Origin of the sequence: Bacillus sp. DNRA2 (genome assembly GCF_012843265.1) — a bacterium.
In the GTDB taxonomy this organism is placed as follows: Bacteria; Bacillota; Bacilli; order Bacillales; family Cytobacillaceae; genus Bacillus_BU.
The window spans coordinates 35,526-52,558 of the sequence record NZ_JABAIT010000006.1 but is presented as its reverse complement, the minus strand read 5'-3'; the positions used below and the strand labels follow the sequence as shown (position 1 = coordinate 52,558).

The following is a 17,033-nucleotide window of genomic DNA, read 5'->3' as shown; positions in this document are numbered from 1 at the left end:
CCTATTCTCGGAGGCAACCCTATGTTTAATCTTTATTTTCAAAAACTTCAGGAACTATTAAGCATCGTTGAAAAAGAAGAAAAAGAGAAGATTAACAAGGCAGCAGCGGCAGTTTCAAGCTGTATTCAGCAAAATGGAATCATTCATATTTTTGGCTGTGGCCATTCTCATATGTTAGCAGAAGAGCTTTTTTACCGAGCTGGCGGACTTGTACCGATTAATCCAATTTTAATTGAAGATTTAATGCTCCATAAAGGCGCCGTTCGCTCTTCACAATTAGAAAAAACCAATCGATTTGCCGAGACATTTCTTGAGAATGTTTCCTTGAACAAAAATGATATCGTCATTGTTGTCTCAACATCCGGCCGCAATCCTGTTCCAATTGACGTCGTTGAATTCGCACGAAGCAATGGTGCTTATACCATCGCGATTACATCGTCGGCCTATGGTGCGAATGTTTCTTCACGCCATGAGAATGGGAAATTTCTATATCAAGCAGCTGACATGTACATTGATACTCATATTATCGTCGGTGATGCGTTGATGACCCACGATAATCTTAACGTTTCATTCGGCCCTGGCTCTACGGTGGTCGGGACAGCAATTGTGAACGGGATTATGGTTGAGGCAGTTAAATTGATGGTTAAAAATCAGTTTGACCCCCCCATCTTCAAAAGCGGTAATACCGATGGAGCGGAAGAACATAATCGGGAGCTCATCAATAAATATAAAAATCGTATTCCAATGCTAGAGCGATAATCGAATGAAGTATATTTTTAACCCTGGAGTATCTTTTCTCCGGGGTTTTTATTTGCTTTTCGTAAGGTTTCAGGGATTTTCTCTGGCTCTCAACTTTGGTATATACAAATATTTATATTGGTATAGACAACTAGTCCCAAACGATGATACAATACATACAGAAACAAACTAGCTAGAATTTGAATCCGTTTGAAGGCGCATCCTATTAACTTAGGGTAACGGCTTTCTGATCAATAGGAGGGAGCACAAAATGAACATCATTGAAGTAAACGACTACCAACACATGAGCCAACAGGCGGCGAAATATATCATTGAAAAAGTACGCAGTTTCCCTAATATCCACTTAGGTCTGGCAACCGGAGCCACTCCGATTGGAACTTATGAGGCGTTAATTGAGGACCATAAACACAACAGGACTTCCTATAAAAATATTAAAACCTTCAATCTTGATGAGTATGTTGGGCTTTCGGGAGAAAATCCGAATAGCTACCGATATTTCATGGATGACAGGCTGTTTAATCATATCGATATTAACCATGCTAATACCCATGTTCCACACGGTATTGCCAAGGATTTCGCTAAGGAATGCGCTCGTTATGAACGATTAATCGAGGCAAATGGCGGTATTGATTTGCAAATTTTAGGAATCGGCAGCAATGGTCATATCGGCTTTAACGAACCTGGGACCTCCTTCTACTCCAAAACACATATCGTCAATTTATCTCAATCGACCATCGAAGCTAATTCGAGATTTTTCAATACGCTTGCGGATGTTCCAACCCAAGCCATTACTATGGGAATTTTCACGATTATGAAAAGCAAAGAAATCCTTTTGTTAGTTTCCGGTGAAAGCAAAAGCGATGCTTTGACTACGCTTTTGACCTCAGATGTGAATGAAAGCTTTCCTGCATCGATTTTGAAAAATCATCCGAACGTTACGATCATTGCCGATAAAGCAGCCTTGGCTGCAGCAGTTCATCAATAATTAAAATCTCCCCTTAAAAATAAAACTGGGACAGGGTCTAAACACCCTGTCCCAATTTGTATTTAATAATCCGTTTCACTAATAACTTGGTGTGCAGCGGCTTTGGTTAGGCGGTTCATGATGGCGACACCGACACCTTCGTCCGGGAAGGTTTCGCTAAAAATCACGTCAACGTCCGAATCATTAAAGGCACGCAACGTTTCATATAATGCGGTGGCGACCGTTTCGAGCTGGTTGCGTCGCCCGCAGGCCAAGACTAAGTCTGCTTGGTAATCGCCCGCTGCTTCAGCGGTGGTCAATACACCAACTTTTCGACCTTCCCGTCTTTTTTCATCGACGAGCTTTTGCAAAAAGGCATGGCTGCCGCGAACCAAGTAAAACGGCGCATCTGGCGCATAATGCCGGTACTTCATCCCTGGTGACTTCGGCGCTGCTTCACTATTTTTCAAAGCGGGGTCAACGGACACTGAACCAATCACAGCTTCAATTTGTTCCTTTGTCACTCCGCCCGGGCGCAAGATTACCGGAACCTCGTCGGTGCAATCGATAACAGTTGATTCCACGCCGACTCCGGTCGGGCCACCGTCAACGATTCCAGCAATTTTGCCATCTAAATCCTCGTATACGTGGCGAGCTAAGGTTGGACTAGGTTTTCCGGATGTGTTGGCGCTCGGTGCTGCGATTGGAAGACCACTTGCCATAATAAGTGCTAGCGCCACGGGGTGGTTGGGCATGCGCACGGCCACTGTGGATAAACCGGCCGTCGCTAGTTCCGAAAGCTTTCCGTCTTTCTTTTTAAAAATAATCGTTAACGGGCCTGGCCAGAAATGCTCCATAAGGCTTGCTGCTTTTGCAGGAACCTCTGTGACAAAATCGGCAAGCTGGCTCGGCTCAGCGATATGAATAATTAGCGGGTTGTCGGATGGACGCCCTTTCGCTGCAAAAATTTTCGCAACGGCGTCACTGTTTTCGGCATTGCCACCAAGTCCGTACACGGTCTCGGTCGGAAAAGCCACGACTTCATTATTTTTTAAAAAAGTGGCCGCTTGTGTAATTTGTGGGTAACTTTCTAATTTATCCACAAGCTTATCCACTGACCAAACATTCGTTTTCATTTTCATCCACCTTTAAAAATAGGTCTATTTATCGAGATTTTGACCATATTTCCTTTGAAAGTATAAAAGAAGATCGGTGGGAATACAAGATTTTATCCACAAATTGTGTATAAAAGATGGCATTCCGTGGATAACTTTGTGGATATATCCACATTTTAAAGATTTAACTCCATAAAAAGTGAGTTATCCACAGTAAAAATGTGTTTGGCGTGTTTTAATCCTGCTAATGGCTCAGGTACAGCCTCGGATTCTAGCAATTCAAAGCCTAAAACTTTAAAAAAGGCGATTGATTGCGGTTTATTGGTTGCCAAATACAATGTGGATAACGACTTTTCACGGGCGAGCAGAAACATTTGATTAAATAATAAAAGGATGTCCGCTTCAGTGAGCTTGGCGGACATCGCCAGTGACCGGAGGAGTCCGACTTCGCCGCTATGCTCGATGCCGAGCGTTGCGAGAATTTCCAGTCTTGCATCCTCCATAATTAAAAAGTAGTCAATTGAGTCAGCGATTCCTTCAGTAGCAAGGTTCGCACGGTTTAAATAAGCGATGATTTTATCAAGATCCTGATTCGTTGCAAATCGGATGTTTGGTTGCATGCGTTCCACCTCTTCTTTTCATATCAAGTCTATTATTATCAATATGAAAAAAGAGAGAAAGTAGAACTGGCTAGAAGAATTTTGTCCACAGCTCTACTACGAAAAATTTCACTTCAACTTCCTGCTCGTCTTGAGCTGTATACATGGGCTTTTGCGATTTTTTAGCTGGTTTTTTAGCGGTTTGCTTGTCTTCGTTATTTTTATTAGATTTTACTTCTATCTTGTCTTTTTCAGCTTGCGGTGTTTCCTTTGCAGTTTCCGGTTGTACTGGTGCTTGCTGTTTTGCCGAAGCTTTTGGTTCAGCTACTTGTTTTTGTTGTTGCGGTTGCGGTACGGGTGCTTTAGTTTGCGGTACTGGTTCAGCTGCTTCTGTTGCATCTGGCTGTACTTGTTCGTCTGCTTGTGCCTGGGCAATTTTCTCCGTTTCGGCTTTTGCAGTTGCTGGTTTCTTATTGCTAGTTTTGCCTTCGTTACCATCGAAACCTTCACTTACGGCTACGCCATTTGAAAAATCAAGAAAGCATAGCGGTGGGAATAGAACACACCACCAGTTGGCGCCTTCGCCTTTACCAAGCGTAATTAAGATGGCTTCGTACTCACCAGCCGGATATAAAAATTGACCGTATAACTTTGTTGGAAACTCAACTTTTCCAAAATCAACTTTAACAGATTGTGTTTCGTTTTCGGCAGCGACAACCTGCTCAGCGATTTTTTGGATTTTCGGAAGTCCAGTTTTGATCGTGGTGCGTGCTTCTTCTAATGATGTTAAGTCTTGAACCCATTCAGTGATTTCGGCGTTAACTGCATCGCGGACTTTGCGTTTAAGCGCTTGGTCTTCCTCGGAATCGCTGTTTGCTAGAATACGTAAACGGATTGCTTCGTTCGGAATGACTGTTTCCTCTTGTGCGGTTGCTTCATTCTTCGGCATATATAAACTAAAGATAGTTGCGAATGATAATAATAGTAGGTATACAGTTATTAATGTTTTTCTATATTTTGTTTTGTTTGTCATCTCGGCCACCGTCCCCTCACTAACAATTGTGGACAGCGGTAAAGAATCTTAAACTAGTAAAATTAAAAAATTTTCACAACGGATCTTTTCTTATTAGCCGATTTTGTGGTTCTATTAGCGGATTCATCGATTCTATTAGCGGATTTCACAGTTCTATTAGCCGATTCTGGACTTCTATTAGCGGATTTCACAGTTCTATTAGCCGATTTCATACTTCTATTTGCCGATGCCACATTCTAGACACAAACAAAACAAAAACCGCAGCACTCAAAGTGCCACGGAAAGTATTTATCCAAGCGTCGCAAACACCATGCGATCCTTGCCATTTATATCAAAGACGATTTCGACATGAGCAGTGGGGAAAGTGGCGCGCAGCATCTCGGCAACGGCCTCACTTTGACCGGCACCGACTTCGAAGCCGACAATAGCTTTATTTTTCAAAATAAAAGGAAGTTCTTCCATAAACCGGCGGTAGAGGTCCAAGCCGTCGGCACCTGCAAACAGGGCGCGGTGCGGCTCATGCTCGGTGACGATGTCGGACATCCACTCCATATCTGAAACCGGAATATACGGTGGATTGGAAATCACGACGTCAAACTTTCGGCCAGCAGAAATAAACGGTTGGAGCAGGTCACCGTGAATAAATTCTACTAAAGCACCAAGCCGTGATGCATTTTCCTGTGCCACAGCAAGTGAGGTTTCAGCCAAATCAGTTGCCGTCACCGCTAATTCTTGCATCTCTAGCTTTAAAGAAACAGCAATGGCGCCACTGCCGGTGCCAATGTCAACTAATTCAATTGAATCTCGTGCATTTTCGTGTTCAGCCCATAGATCTGCTTTACTTTTACCAAACAGCTTCTCGATGCGCTGCAAAGTTCCATATACGAGTTCCTCGGTTTCCGGGCGAGGAATCAAAACCTCCTCGTTTACGATAAAGCGGTGTCCGTAAAATTCCTCGAAGCCGATGATGTACTGAACCGGGCGGCCGCTGACGTGCTCACTAACCGCTGCCCGAAACGCTGCCTCAACCTCCCCATCAAGCTCGTCGTGATAGCTCGCGAACAGTTCTGCTCGCGACATTCCCGCAAAATGGCGCAAGAGCAATTCGGCCGCCTTTTCTTCACGACCCTGTTCCTTTAAAAAAGAAGAAGCCCAGTTGAGGGCTTCGTAAATTTTACTCATTTGATGCAGCTTCCAGTCTGCTTGATTGGTCGGCAATAATTAACGCATCAATGATTTCGTCAAGCTTGCCTTCGATGATTTGATCGAGCTTTTGCAGCGTTAAACCAATGCGGTGGTCGGTCACGCGGTTTTGCGGGTAGTTATAGGTACGGATACGCTCGGAGCGGTCACCGGTACCAACGGCAGATTTACGAACTTCATCGTACTCTGCTTGGGCTTCCTGCAAGAATTTATCGTAAACGCGGGCGCGCAATACTTTCATTGCTTTGTCCTTGTTTTTGTGCTGCGATTTTTCATCCTGACATGTTACCACGATGCCCGTTGGGATGTGGGTTACGCGGATGGCTGATGCAGTCGTGTTAACGGACTGACCGCCGGCACCACTTGAACAGTACGTATCAACGCGAACGTCTTTATCATGGATTTGGATTTCAACTTCCTCTGCTTCTGGTAAACAGGCTACGGTTGCGGTAGATGTATGAATACGGCCGCCAGACTCTGTTTCAGGGACACGTTGAACACGGTGGGCACCGTTTTCAAATTTTAATTTTGAATAGGCACCTTTACCTGTAATCATGAAGCTGATTTCTTTGAAGCCGCCAAGACCAGTTGGGTTGGCATCGATTAACTCAGTCTTCCAGCCTTGCGATTCAGCATAACGGCTGTACATGCGGTAAAGTGAATTCGCAAATAGGGCTGCTTCCTCCCCGCCCGCTGCACCGCGGATTTCAAAGATAACGTTTTTGTCATCATTCGGGTCTTTTGGAATGAGCAAGAATTTCAGTTGGCCTTCTAGCTCTTCTTTTTGGGTTTCAAGTTCGGAGAGTTCTTCTTTTACCATTTCACGCATGTCTGCATCAAGTTTTTCCTCAAGCATGGCTTTGGCGTCCTGCAGCTGTTCTTTAACGTCCTTGTATTGACGGTATGTTTGTACGGTATCTGCTATATCGGCCTGCTCTTTGGAAAAATCGCGCAGTTTCTTCGGATCATTTACTACCTCGGGATCGCTCAAAAGCTCATTTAGCTTTTCATAACGGTCCTCAACGGCTTGAAGACGATCAAACACGGTTCTTCACCTCATCTAAATTTTTTATAAAAAAAGCGTAGTCACGCTGCTTAAATTAACCTGTTGAACAAAGATAGATTTCAACCCATAACATTCTAATTATAGTATAGTCAATCATTACAGTCAAAAATATTTACTGGTAATCGATATAAGGACAAAACAAGTAATTCTTAAAATTATCTTAAAAAAATATAAAAAAATAAATTCGTCCATATTTTGTCTTAGCATTTTGAATTCTATGTGAAAAATGCCCAGCCATAATTACGCTAATATAGCGATACGGTACAATCAAATTAATTAGGGTAAATCTATTAATATTGTATTTTGTGAAGGGAATGATGTGAAAATTCACCTGCCCTAACTTAAGGGAGGAGTCTAGCTATATATATTGTGAATGATTTCACAATATCTTTTCATCCCCACATCTAGATCAAACAAAAAATAAATACAACAGGAGTGGTCTTATGCAACAGACGATCGCACTGCCATTGGTTGATATTTTTAAGGCCAGACAGTATTTTTATCAGTTTATTCAAGTTTTATTTTTCGAACCGGTAACAAAGGAAACGCTAGCACAGCTTCAAAACAGCAACAGTTTAGACGATTTGAGGAATATCGAAGAGGCTGGCGAGCATCTTTATCAGTTTTTTGCACATACCACAGAAGCTGAGCTTCATGATGCGAAGGAGGAATTCTATCGACTTTTCATTGGGCCAGAGACCATTCTTACTCCTCCTTGGGAATCAGTATATCGCAGCAAAGAAGGGTTACTTTTTGAAGAAACAACCTTCCAAGTTCGCGAACATTACCACCGTCACAACTTAGAATTCATCAAAGAAAATCAAGAGCCTGATGACCATATTGCGATTGAACTGGAGTTTATCCTTCACTTGAATCAATTATGTTTACAAAATGTTGATAACTACCGCTTGAAAAAGCTCGTTAACCATCAAATTGAGTTTCACGAGCAGCATATGCAGCAATGGATTCCTGCGTTCACAACGAAAATATTAAACCATACCGATCATTCCTTATATAAGGGGGCAGCCCTTCTGTTAAGAGAATTTACGGTATCTGATTATCACACTTTGCTTGACCTAAAGGAGGCATTATAGATGAAAGAGAAAAAGCCGATTACAAACATGAAGCGTCGTACCTTTCTAAAATGGACAGGTGCCGCTGCTGTGCCAGTCATTGCCGGAGGCGTTGGCGTAAAATTGTTAGTTGACCGTGACCCAGCGAAAAGTCCAGCAGTTGATGATACACCAGAAACGATTGTCACAACCTGTAGTGTCAATAACTGTGGCGGACGTTGTTTAATTAAAGCCCATGTTAAAGACGGCGTTGTCGTTCGTGTTAGCACAGACGGCCCAAGTGATGATCTATCGACTCCATCGTTAAAGGCTTGTGTGCGTGGACGCAGTTACCGCTCGATGCAGTACCATCCTGATCGCTTAAAGTATCCGCTGAAACGAGTCGGCAAGCGCGGCGAAGGAAAATTCGAGCGCATCACCTGGAAAGAAGCCGTTGATACGATTGCTTCACAAATGAAGCGCATCGGTGACACTTATGGACCTGAAGCTCGCTATGTAAACTACGCTTCCGGAAACCAGGGCATTTTGGCAGGGCGCAACATGGCGCGTCGCTTACTGAGCATGACCGGCGGCTTCCTCCATTATCGCAATGATTATAGTTCAGGCTGTAGTAACGTAGCTACACCTTACACATATGGCACAAACAATACTGGCAGCAGCTATGACAGCTTGCTTCATTCAAAATTAATCATCCTTTGGGGCCAAAACCCTGCCGAGATTATTTTCTCAACACCTTATCGTGATTTCTTAATGAAAGCAAAGCAAAACGGCGCTAAATTCATCGTGATTGACCCTCGTTATTCAGATACAGCTGTTGCTTATGCTGATGAATGGATTCCGATTTTACCAACAACCGACACTGCGCTAATGGATGCGATGGCCTATACGATTGTAACCGAAAATTTACATGACCAAGCCTTCCTTGATCAATTCTGCGTGGGCTTTGATGCCAAAACCATGCCTGCAGGCGTTCCAGCGAATGAGTCTGTGAAGAGCTACTTGCTTGGTGAAAAAGACGGCGTCGCCAAGACACCGGAATGGGCTGAAAAAATTTGTCGTGTACCAGCCGAAAAAATCCGTGAAATTGCACGCCTTTATGCAACAACAAAGCCAGCTGCATTAATACAAGGTTGGGGTCCGCAGCGTCAAGCATACGGCGAACAAATCATGCGTGCAGGCGCACAGCTAGCTTGTCTTACCGGAAATGTTGGGAAACTTGGTGCTTGGGCAGCTGGAACTGGCTATTATTCTCGTAAAGGCATTGTTTCACCAGTCGGCTTTACTAATCCAATTAAAGCGACGATTCCTTGCTTCTTATGGACCGATGCTGTTGAACGCGGCACGGAAATGACTGCTGCTGACGGCCTAAAGGACGCGGAGCGTTTACCAACCAACATAAAAATGATCTTTAACATGGCTGGAAATATGCTCGTCAACCAGCACTCTGATATTAATAAAACAACTAAATTGCTCCAGGATGAAAGCAAGGTTGAATTCATTGTCGCCAGCGATATCTTTATGACGCCGAGCGTGAAATTTGCTGATATCGTACTGCCAGGAACCACTTTCTTCGAGCGTGATGATATCGGAACACCATGGTCAAATGGCGACTATGTCATTTTAGGAAATAAGACGATTGAGCCGCTGTATGAGTGCCGCAATGAATATGACGTGTTTGCGGAAATCGCTGAAAAATTAGGCGTAAAGGAGCAGTTTACTGAAGGTCGCTCCATGCTCGATTGGGTGAAATACAGTATTGAACAAACTCGTGCGACAATAGACCCTGAATTCCCAACCTACGAGGAATTAAAGAAAAAAGGCGTTCACTATTATAAATACAATGAACCGCATATCGCCTTTAAAGCACAAATTGAAGACCCGGCCAATAACAAGTTCGAAACGCCATCTGGAAAAATCGAACTGTTCTCAAAGGCCTTGTACGATATGAAAAATCCAGAGGAAATTCCGGCAGTTGCCAAGTATATTACCTCTTGGGAAGGTCCAGAGGATCCATTAATTCAAACCTATCCACTGCAGTTAATTAGCTGGCACTACAAGCGCCGCTGCCATTCAACTCATGACAACAATGAGTGGCTTGAAGAAGCTGCAAAGCAGGAAATGTGGATGAATCCAGTTGATGCGAAGAAACGCTCGATTAAGGATGGCCGACCGCGTGAAGGTATTTAACGGTCGGGGCGAGCTGGAAATGGATGTGAAGGTAACGGTACGGATCGTGCCAGGTGTTGTGGCGATTCCACAGGGCGGCTGGTATTCTCCTGATAAAAACGGAATTGACCAGCGTGGGGCAGCGAATGTGCTGACATCACAGCGCCCGACGCCACTTGCGAAGGCGAATCCGCAGTTGACGAATCTGGTTGAGGTGGAGCGAGCTTAATTGAGAGAGTTTCAAGGGGCGCGGTTTGAGGCGTAACGCCCCTTAATACCCGCTAGACTGTCTTTATTTTAATAAAAATATTTCCTTATTGTTAAAGGAGTGAATGGTATGCCACAATTGGGTTTTTATATAAATCAGGCGATTTGTATCGGCTGTAAGGCTTGTACGGTGTCTTGTAAGGATAAGAATGATTTGAAGGTTGGGATGAATTTCCGCCGGGTGTATTCGTATGAGGAAGGTAGTTATGATCAGACCGGGAATGGCTTTACGCCGCATATTGCTGCGTATACGTTTTCGATTGCTTGTAATCACTGCGATTCACCGGCTTGTGTGAAGAATTGCCCTACTGGTGCGATTGAGAAGCGGGCTGAGGACGGGGTTGTGATTATTAAGCAGGATGTGTGTATTGGTTCGAAGTATTGTATTTCGGCCTGTCCTTACGGGGCGCCGCAGTTTAATGAGGAGATTAAGAAGGCGAATAAGTGTAATCTCTGTATTGATTTGTTAGAAAAGGATGAGGATCCGGTTTGTGTGGCTGGTTGTACGATGGGCGCAATCGAGTTTGGTCCGATTGATGAGTTGCGGAAGAAGTACGGCAATGTTGCTCAAATTAAAGGAATGCCGAGCGCGAAAACAACGAAGCCGAATTTGGTGATTAATCCGCATCGGGATGCTAAAATTTAGGCTTTTTGTAAAATAAAGATTAGATTTTCAATGTCCTTGGAAAAGTCTGTTTAAGGCAGGTGTGACGATGTCGCTTATTTTTAAATGGTTGGAGAGTCTTTCAATTGATTTAACGATTACTGATCGCTGTTCGCGCCAGGTAAGTCCAAAATCCACCTGTACGACTTGTTTGGAGCATTGCGATGTTGAGGCTTTAAGCTTGATGAATAATAAAATCGTCATTGATGCGAGTAGATGCGATTCGTGTGGTGAGTGCATTACTTCTTGTCCGGTGTCTGCGGTCAAAGGAAATGTGCCGAATCGAACTGTGAAGAACGGCCTGCTTTATTATGAGCCGCATTACTGTCCAACTGTGAAAGAACTGTTGGTGTTTAAGAAGCGTGGTGTGAAGGGTATTGCTGTGCCGAGCGGCTGGGATGATTCCCAATGGGAGAAGTGCGTTGCGGAGGCGAATCAATGGCTTGCGAAGCTTTCGATGGAGCCGCTGATTATTGAGGAGGCTGCAGCTGTCGCTGACCCGGTAATGTCGCGGCGCGAATTGTTTCTTTCAGCGCGGAAGAAGAGCGAGCACGTTGCGAAGGAATTGGCACCGGCAGTGTGGCGCCAAAATCCAAATGCCTGGTCCCTTCCCCACCACTTTAAGGATGTTCAGTTCTATGAAGTGAGTTTGGATATGGAGAAGTGCTCCCTTTGTCAGGGCTGCTTTAAGCTGTGTCAGCAGGACGTGTTTACGCTCGGTGAGGGCGAATTAGTGATTGATCACCAGAAGTGTACGAATTGCAGGCTTTGTGTGGATGTTTGCCCTGAGGATGCAGTTGCGGTGATGGAGAAAGTCGGTGTTAAGTCGGTTGCTACCGTTGTTGCGATTGAGGAACACGTTTGTGGTCGTTGTAAGCAGTCGTATGTAGCGTTTGGCGATGACTGTGATGATGGTGTTTGCCAAGTGTGCGCTCGGATTCCGTCCGACTGGCTGATGCCTTGATGAGTTTGCTTTGTTATATATGAGTGTGGTGGGTCCCCGGTTTTAGCGATTGGGGACCTTTTTGATTTGTTATTTTTGGTGGGGTGGGTGCGGGAAAACGCGAAATCATACATCAAATGGCTTTATCGTTACCCCCGGCTTGGTTTTTCGACGCCTGAGGGTACGATTTCGGCTTTATCGTTACCCCTAGCTTGATTTTTCGCCGCTTAAGGGCACGATTCCTACTCTATCGTTACCTCTAGCTTAGTTTTTCGATGCTTGAGGGCACGATTCCTACTCTATCGTTACCTCTAGCTTAGTTTTTCGATGCTTATGGGCACGATTCCTACTCTATCGTTACCTCTAGCTTAGTTTTCCGCCGCTTGAGGGCACGATTCCCGCCTTTTCGTTACCCCTGGCTTGGTTTTTCGATGCTTATGGGCACGATTCCCGCCTTTTCGTTACCCCTAGCACGTTTTTTGGCCGTTTGAGGGCACGATTTCGACTTTATCGCCCTATTATAGCGCCCGCACCACACCCAAATCCAAAAATAACAAATTAATCTTCCATGACACGGACTTCAATTTGGTAGCGTGGCAGGGCTTGGGTTAGCTGCGTATGAAGCTTCGTTCGCGCATCACGCTCTTCCGTTTCGGTTAGCCTTCCATTTGTATAAACATTGGCCCAGAGACCGTTGCCGTCAATCCAAATTCGGCCCGGGCGTAGATTACCAGATTGATTAATAACCGTTCTGGCATGTTCAATATCCTTTCCGCGAGAATTACCACCGCCATTAGTGTTTAACAGGTTTGGATTCTGGTCACTCATCGTCCGCCCTGGCACAGCTCGCGGTCCCTCATCGGCGTTCGGTCTTGTATCAATAATATTCACTTTTTCATTTTGATCTCCAGCAGTTTGAACGCGCCGGTCATTGTTCATTGCACAACCAGCTAAAATCGTACTAGCCAAAAAGCTCAATAGGATGAATTTTTTCATTTTGACATACCTCCTGCCGATAGTATGTCCTAAAGATTTGCATGGATTTATGGGTAAAATTTGGATAGGATATGCTTTGAATAGATTTGCAGGATTTGGGGTTGAAGGATTAGAGTCCTGAACCAAAAAAACCTGCCCAGGTCTGCCGGGCAGGTTCGTTATATTATATTTATTTTTCAAACAAAAAAGTTTCTTCTTTAATTAAATCCGCACGAGTTTCAGCATTTTTTGGAACCTCATGATGGTGGCGGCATCTTGCTTCATAAGCCTCTGATGCACCGACTAATATGACGGGATCGTGGTAAGAGGCCGGTCTGCCATCGATTAAGCGCTGGGTTCGGCTAGCCGGTGAGCCGCAAACTGCACAAACGGCTTGGAGCTTTGTCACCTGCTCGGCAATCGCCATTAAAGCTGGCATTTGCCCAAATGGTTCACCACGGAAATCTTGGTCCAATCCGGCCGTTATGACGCGATAACCGCTATCAGCGAGCTGTTGAATGACTGCAACAATATCCTCATCAAAAAATTGAACCTCATCGATTGCAATAACATCGATAGATTCTTCAATATGCTGAAAGATTTCACCTGAATTGGCAATTGGGTAAGCGACAAAGGACGACCCATTGTGCGATACGACTGCCTCTTTGCTATAGCGTTTATCAATTTTCGGTTTGAAAACAACAACTTTTTGCTTGGCAAATTGGGTTCGTTTAACACGGCGAATCAGTTCCTCTGATTTCCCTGAGAACATGCTGCCGCAAATAACCTCAACCCAACCACTTTGTTTCATTACATACATGAACGGCCTCTCCTTCCACGTCCATCAATAAATCAATGATTAAATGAGTAGTTTTTCTTTTATTATGATTATGAGTTCCCGACAATAACCTTAGAATAAATCAAATTATTGAAAAAATCCCTTTATAAAAAACAAAAAACAGGCAAGGGGTATTATACACTTTGCCTGCTTTTATGCATTTTGAAAATTTCGCTTTATTACTTAAGTCCGTATTTTTTGTTGAAACGGTCAACACGTCCGCCAGCTTCAGCGAATTTTTGACGACCTGTATAGAATGGGTGGCATTCAGAACAAGTTTCAACTTTAAGCTCAGGCTTAACTGAACCAGTTTCGAACTCGTTACCACAAGCACATTTCACCATTACTTTTTTGTAGTTTGGATGAATTCCTGCTTTCATTCTTTTCATCTCCTTCCGCCCTGAATCTTTCGAAACAGAGTTATATATTACAGGTTAGAAATACTCTAACTCCGTAAACTTCTAAAACACACTGAAATCATTATAACAAGGTGCCCTTCGATTTGCAACAGAGGAATTAAGGCAAATTGGACAGAAACACCTATTGTAAACTATTACCAAACTTTAACGCAGCAAAGCAGTGGGGGACAGTCCCCCGCCACTTCACCGCAGTACAGCATCGGGGGACTGTCCCCCACTACGTTAATGTACTAAATTAGCCGCGTTTTGCTTTCATTTCTTCGCCGAGGATGTTGAAGAATTCTTCGTTTGATTTGGTTTGGCGAAGCTTTTTCAAGAACTTTTCAGCAAAGTCAGGTGAGTCCGTCATCGACTTGCGAATTGCCCAAAGCTTATCCAATTGATCTTTCGGAAGTAGAAGTTCTTCTTTACGTGTGCCAGAACGGCGAATATCAAGAGCAGGGAAAATACGACGTTCAGCAAGGGAACGGTCAAGATGTAATTCCATATTACCTGTTCCTTTAAATTCTTCATAAATGACATCATCCATGCGCGAGCCAGTATCGACGAGTGCAGTTGCTAAGATGGTTAAGCTGCCGCCCTCTTCAATATTACGGGCCGCCCCGAAGAAACGCTTCGGACGATGAAACGCTGCCGGGTCAATCCCCCCGGAAAGTGTCCGACCACTTGGTGGGATAACTAGGTTATAAGCTCGCGCCAAACGCGTAATGCTATCCATTAAAATAATCACATCACGTTTATGCTCAACAAGCCGCATCGCCCGCTCAAGCACAAGCTCGGCTACCTTAATGTGATTTTCTGGAACCTCATCAAAGGTTGAGCTTACAACATCACCCGCAACAGAGCGCTCGATATCTGTAACCTCTTCCGGACGTTCATCGATTAACAGTACGATAAGCTCTGCTTCAGGATGATTCGTTGTAATGCTATTTGCAATTTCCTTTAATAACATTGTTTTACCAGCTTTAGGTGGGGCAACGATTAAACCACGTTGACCAAAACCGACTGGTGCAAGGATATCCATAATTCTTGTTGAGAGATGTCTTGGAGTAGTTTCAAGCTTCATTAAGCGATCAGGATATAAAGGTGTTAAGGCTGGGAAGTGAACCCGTTCTTTTGCTGTCTCAGGGTCATCACCATTTACGGCTTCAACGTGGAGCAAACCAAAATAGCGCTCGTTTTCTTTCGGAGGGCGAACCTTTCCGGATACTTTATCCCCGTTTCTTAAATCAAAACGACGAATTTGTGAGGCAGAAATATATATATCTTCAGAACTTGGCGAGTAATTGATTGGACGTAAAAAGCCAAATCCTTCAGATTGAATAATTTCAAGAACACCTTCCATAAAGAAATAACCTTGTTGCTCGGCACGAGCTTTCAATATTGCAAAAATAAGTTCTTTTTTCGTTAATTTACTGTAATATGACACCTTTAAACTGCGAGCATGCTCGTACAGTTCCTTGAGTTTCATATTCTCTAAACTGGCAATCGTCAGTTCCATGATTACACCACACTTTACAGATTCGTATATTCCCCCATATTAAGTATGGAAAAAAGTTAATTTTTCAAATGATATGGATGGAAGATTGATAAGATTTGTTTTTCGAAGGTTTCTTGAAGTATAGGAAGAGTAAATATTCTTTATGTAGATAACATAAATAAAAGGAAAACAATTAATATTTTACCCATATTTTTAAATAATAATCAACAACATTTTTTAAGAAAGGACTGTTTGGTAGGACAAAAATGTGGTTATTAAAAATAGGGCTGACTCAAACGGAAATAGCATTGTCCACACCATACTATATCTAGCTTTCATCATAAAGATAACTACCAAATATTGATATAAACGAACTACTCCTGGGATATGAGCCAGCCAATTTTTATTTTTTAAAAATAAATCAATATTAAAGCACTAAATTTGGCTTTCTTGTTAGGTAATGGCGTCCGTCAATGAAACGAACTGTACCTGTTTTGGCACGCATAACAACTGATTGTGTTGTACCATGAGAGCCTTTAAATTGTACACCGCGAAGTAGCTCCCCATCTGTAACACCTGTTGCCGCAAAGATGCAGTCATCACCTTTAACTAGGTCTTCCATTTTAAGAACCTTATTTACTTCGATTCCCATTTTGTGACAACGAGCAATTTCTTCGTCGTTTGATGGTATAAGCTTACCTTGGAGTTCTCCACCTAGGCATTTTAACGCAACTGCTGCGATTACACCTTCTGGTGCGCCACCAATACCGAACAGGATATCAACACCAGTGTGTTCGAAAGCAGTATTGATTGCTCCCGCTACGTCTCCGTCATTGATTAATTTAATACGAGCACCAGCTGCACGAATTTCGTCAATGATATGTTGATGACGTTCACGGTTTAATACAGTTGCCACAACGTCACATACGTCTTTATTTTTAGCCTTGGCTACAGCTTTAAGGTTTTCAGTTACAGAAGCATTAATGTCCACTTTGCCAACCGCTTCTGGACCAACTGCAATTTTATCCATATACATATCTGGAGCGTGAAGTAGGTTTCCTTCATCAGCAATGGCGATAACAGCCAATGCGTTCCAGCTGCCTGCAGCAACGATATTGGTTCCTTCTAATGGATCAACGGCAACATCTACGCCTGGGCCATGGCCTGTTCCAAGCTTTTCACCAATATAAAGCATTGGCGCTTCGTCCATTTCGCCTTCCCCAATTACTACCGTTCCTTGCATCGGAATGGAGTTAAACTCATTTCTCATCGCAGTTGTTGCTGCATCATCTGCTTCGTCTTTTTTGCCGCGACCCATCCAACGAGCTGACGCAAGCGCAGCTGCTTCTGTTACACGGACTAACTCCATTGTTAAACTTCTTTCCATCGGTTTCCCGCCTCCCAATTGCTTTGGTGTTCTCTCTAGGAAGTCTTTCTTTTCTAAAAAATAATGATTAATTTAAGTCTAC

At 43.6% G+C, this 17,033-nt stretch carries 17 protein-coding genes; 7 read left to right on the top strand and 10 right to left on the bottom strand.

What is annotated here, in order from left to right; all coding sequences use genetic code 11:
• Positions 1–21 precede the first annotated feature (21 nt).
• Together HHO41_RS07120 and nagB are read left to right on the top strand one after the other, a co-directional pair.
• Positions 22–759, top strand: a complete 738-nt coding sequence (locus HHO41_RS07120) for an SIS domain-containing protein (RefSeq protein ID WP_169096944.1) — start codon at positions 22–24, stop codon at positions 757–759.
• Positions 760–1,009: 250 nt separating this feature from the next.
• The gene (gene nagB / locus HHO41_RS07115) at positions 1,010–1,744 is read left to right on the top strand and encodes a glucosamine-6-phosphate deaminase (RefSeq protein WP_169096942.1); all 735 of its coding nucleotides are present in this window, start codon (positions 1,010–1,012) and stop codon (positions 1,742–1,744) included.
• A 62-nt stretch (positions 1,745–1,806) separates the two neighbouring features.
• On the opposite strand, the gene HHO41_RS07110 is transcribed toward nagB, so the two are convergent.
• The 5 genes from HHO41_RS07110 to prfA form a co-directional block, all read right to left on the bottom strand.
• Positions 1,807–2,859 carry an L-threonylcarbamoyladenylate synthase gene (locus HHO41_RS07110; RefSeq protein WP_169096940.1) on the bottom strand — a complete coding sequence of 351 codons (1,053 nt, stop codon included), beginning with the start codon at positions 2,857–2,859 and terminating at the stop codon, positions 1,807–1,809.
• Between the two features lie 155 nt (positions 2,860–3,014).
• A complete protein-coding gene (locus HHO41_RS07105; RefSeq protein ID WP_169096938.1) occupies positions 3,015–3,458 on the bottom strand; it encodes a GNAT family N-acetyltransferase in 444 nt (147 codons plus the stop codon).
• Positions 3,459–3,528: 70 nt separating this feature from the next.
• Positions 3,529–4,470: a stage II sporulation protein R gene (gene spoIIR, locus HHO41_RS07100; protein ID WP_169096936.1), complete on the bottom strand. Its 942-nt coding sequence runs from the start codon at positions 4,468–4,470 to the stop codon at positions 3,529–3,531.
• 288 nt (positions 4,471–4,758) lie between these two features.
• Entirely contained in the window at positions 4,759–5,652 is an 894-nt protein-coding gene (gene prmC / locus HHO41_RS07095; protein WP_169096934.1) for a peptide chain release factor N(5)-glutamine methyltransferase, read from the bottom strand.
• Entirely contained in the window at positions 5,645–6,718 is a 1,074-nt protein-coding gene (gene prfA / locus HHO41_RS07090; RefSeq protein WP_169096932.1) for a peptide chain release factor 1, read from the bottom strand. The genes prmC and prfA overlap by 8 nt, the downstream gene beginning before the upstream one ends.
• 464 nt (positions 6,719–7,182) lie before the next feature.
• Between prfA and HHO41_RS07085 the strand changes: the two genes are divergently transcribed.
• The 5 genes from HHO41_RS07085 to HHO41_RS07070 all read left to right on the top strand — a co-directional run bounded on the left by HHO41_RS07085 (position 7,183) and on the right by HHO41_RS07070 (position 11,873).
• Complete coding sequence (locus HHO41_RS07085) at positions 7,183–7,833, top strand: TorD/DmsD family molecular chaperone (protein ID WP_169096930.1); 651 nt, start codon at positions 7,183–7,185, stop codon at positions 7,831–7,833.
• A complete protein-coding gene (locus HHO41_RS07080; RefSeq protein WP_348981233.1) occupies positions 7,834–9,999 on the top strand; it encodes a DMSO/selenate family reductase complex A subunit in 2,166 nt (721 codons plus the stop codon).
• Entirely contained in the window at positions 9,950–10,207 is a 258-nt protein-coding gene (locus tag HHO41_RS22715; RefSeq protein ID WP_348981232.1) for a molybdopterin dinucleotide binding domain-containing protein, read from the top strand. The genes HHO41_RS07080 and HHO41_RS22715 overlap by 50 nt, the downstream gene beginning before the upstream one ends.
• Positions 10,208–10,315: 108 nt before the next feature.
• The gene (locus HHO41_RS07075) at positions 10,316–10,891 is read left to right on the top strand and encodes a DMSO/selenate family reductase complex B subunit (protein WP_169096928.1); all 576 of its coding nucleotides are present in this window, start codon (positions 10,316–10,318) and stop codon (positions 10,889–10,891) included.
• 67 nt (positions 10,892–10,958) lie between these two features.
• Positions 10,959–11,873, top strand: a complete 915-nt coding sequence (locus HHO41_RS07070) for a 4Fe-4S binding protein (RefSeq protein WP_248278396.1) — start codon at positions 10,959–10,961, stop codon at positions 11,871–11,873.
• Positions 11,874–12,410: 537 nt separating this feature from the next.
• Here HHO41_RS07070 and HHO41_RS07065 read toward each other — a convergent pair.
• From HHO41_RS07065 to glpX, 5 genes are all read right to left on the bottom strand, one after another.
• Positions 12,411–12,848 (bottom strand): hypothetical protein, encoded by a 438-nt coding sequence (locus HHO41_RS07065; protein WP_169096924.1) that lies wholly within the window; start codon positions 12,846–12,848, stop codon positions 12,411–12,413.
• 169 nt (positions 12,849–13,017) lie between these two features.
• Positions 13,018–13,647 carry a thymidine kinase gene (locus HHO41_RS07060; RefSeq protein WP_169096922.1) on the bottom strand — a complete coding sequence of 210 codons (630 nt, stop codon included), beginning with the start codon at positions 13,645–13,647 and terminating at the stop codon, positions 13,018–13,020.
• A gap of 197 nt (positions 13,648–13,844) precedes the next feature.
• Entirely contained in the window at positions 13,845–14,045 is a 201-nt protein-coding gene (gene rpmE, locus HHO41_RS07055; RefSeq protein ID WP_169096920.1) for a 50S ribosomal protein L31, read from the bottom strand.
• A 274-nt stretch (positions 14,046–14,319) separates the two neighbouring features.
• A complete protein-coding gene (gene rho, locus HHO41_RS07050; protein WP_211171071.1) occupies positions 14,320–15,585 on the bottom strand; it encodes a transcription termination factor Rho in 1,266 nt (421 codons plus the stop codon).
• A 406-nt stretch (positions 15,586–15,991) separates the two neighbouring features.
• Complete coding sequence (gene glpX, locus HHO41_RS07045; RefSeq protein ID WP_169096918.1) at positions 15,992–16,951, bottom strand: class II fructose-bisphosphatase; 960 nt, start codon at positions 16,949–16,951, stop codon at positions 15,992–15,994.
• Between the last annotated feature and the right edge of the window lie 82 nt (positions 16,952–17,033).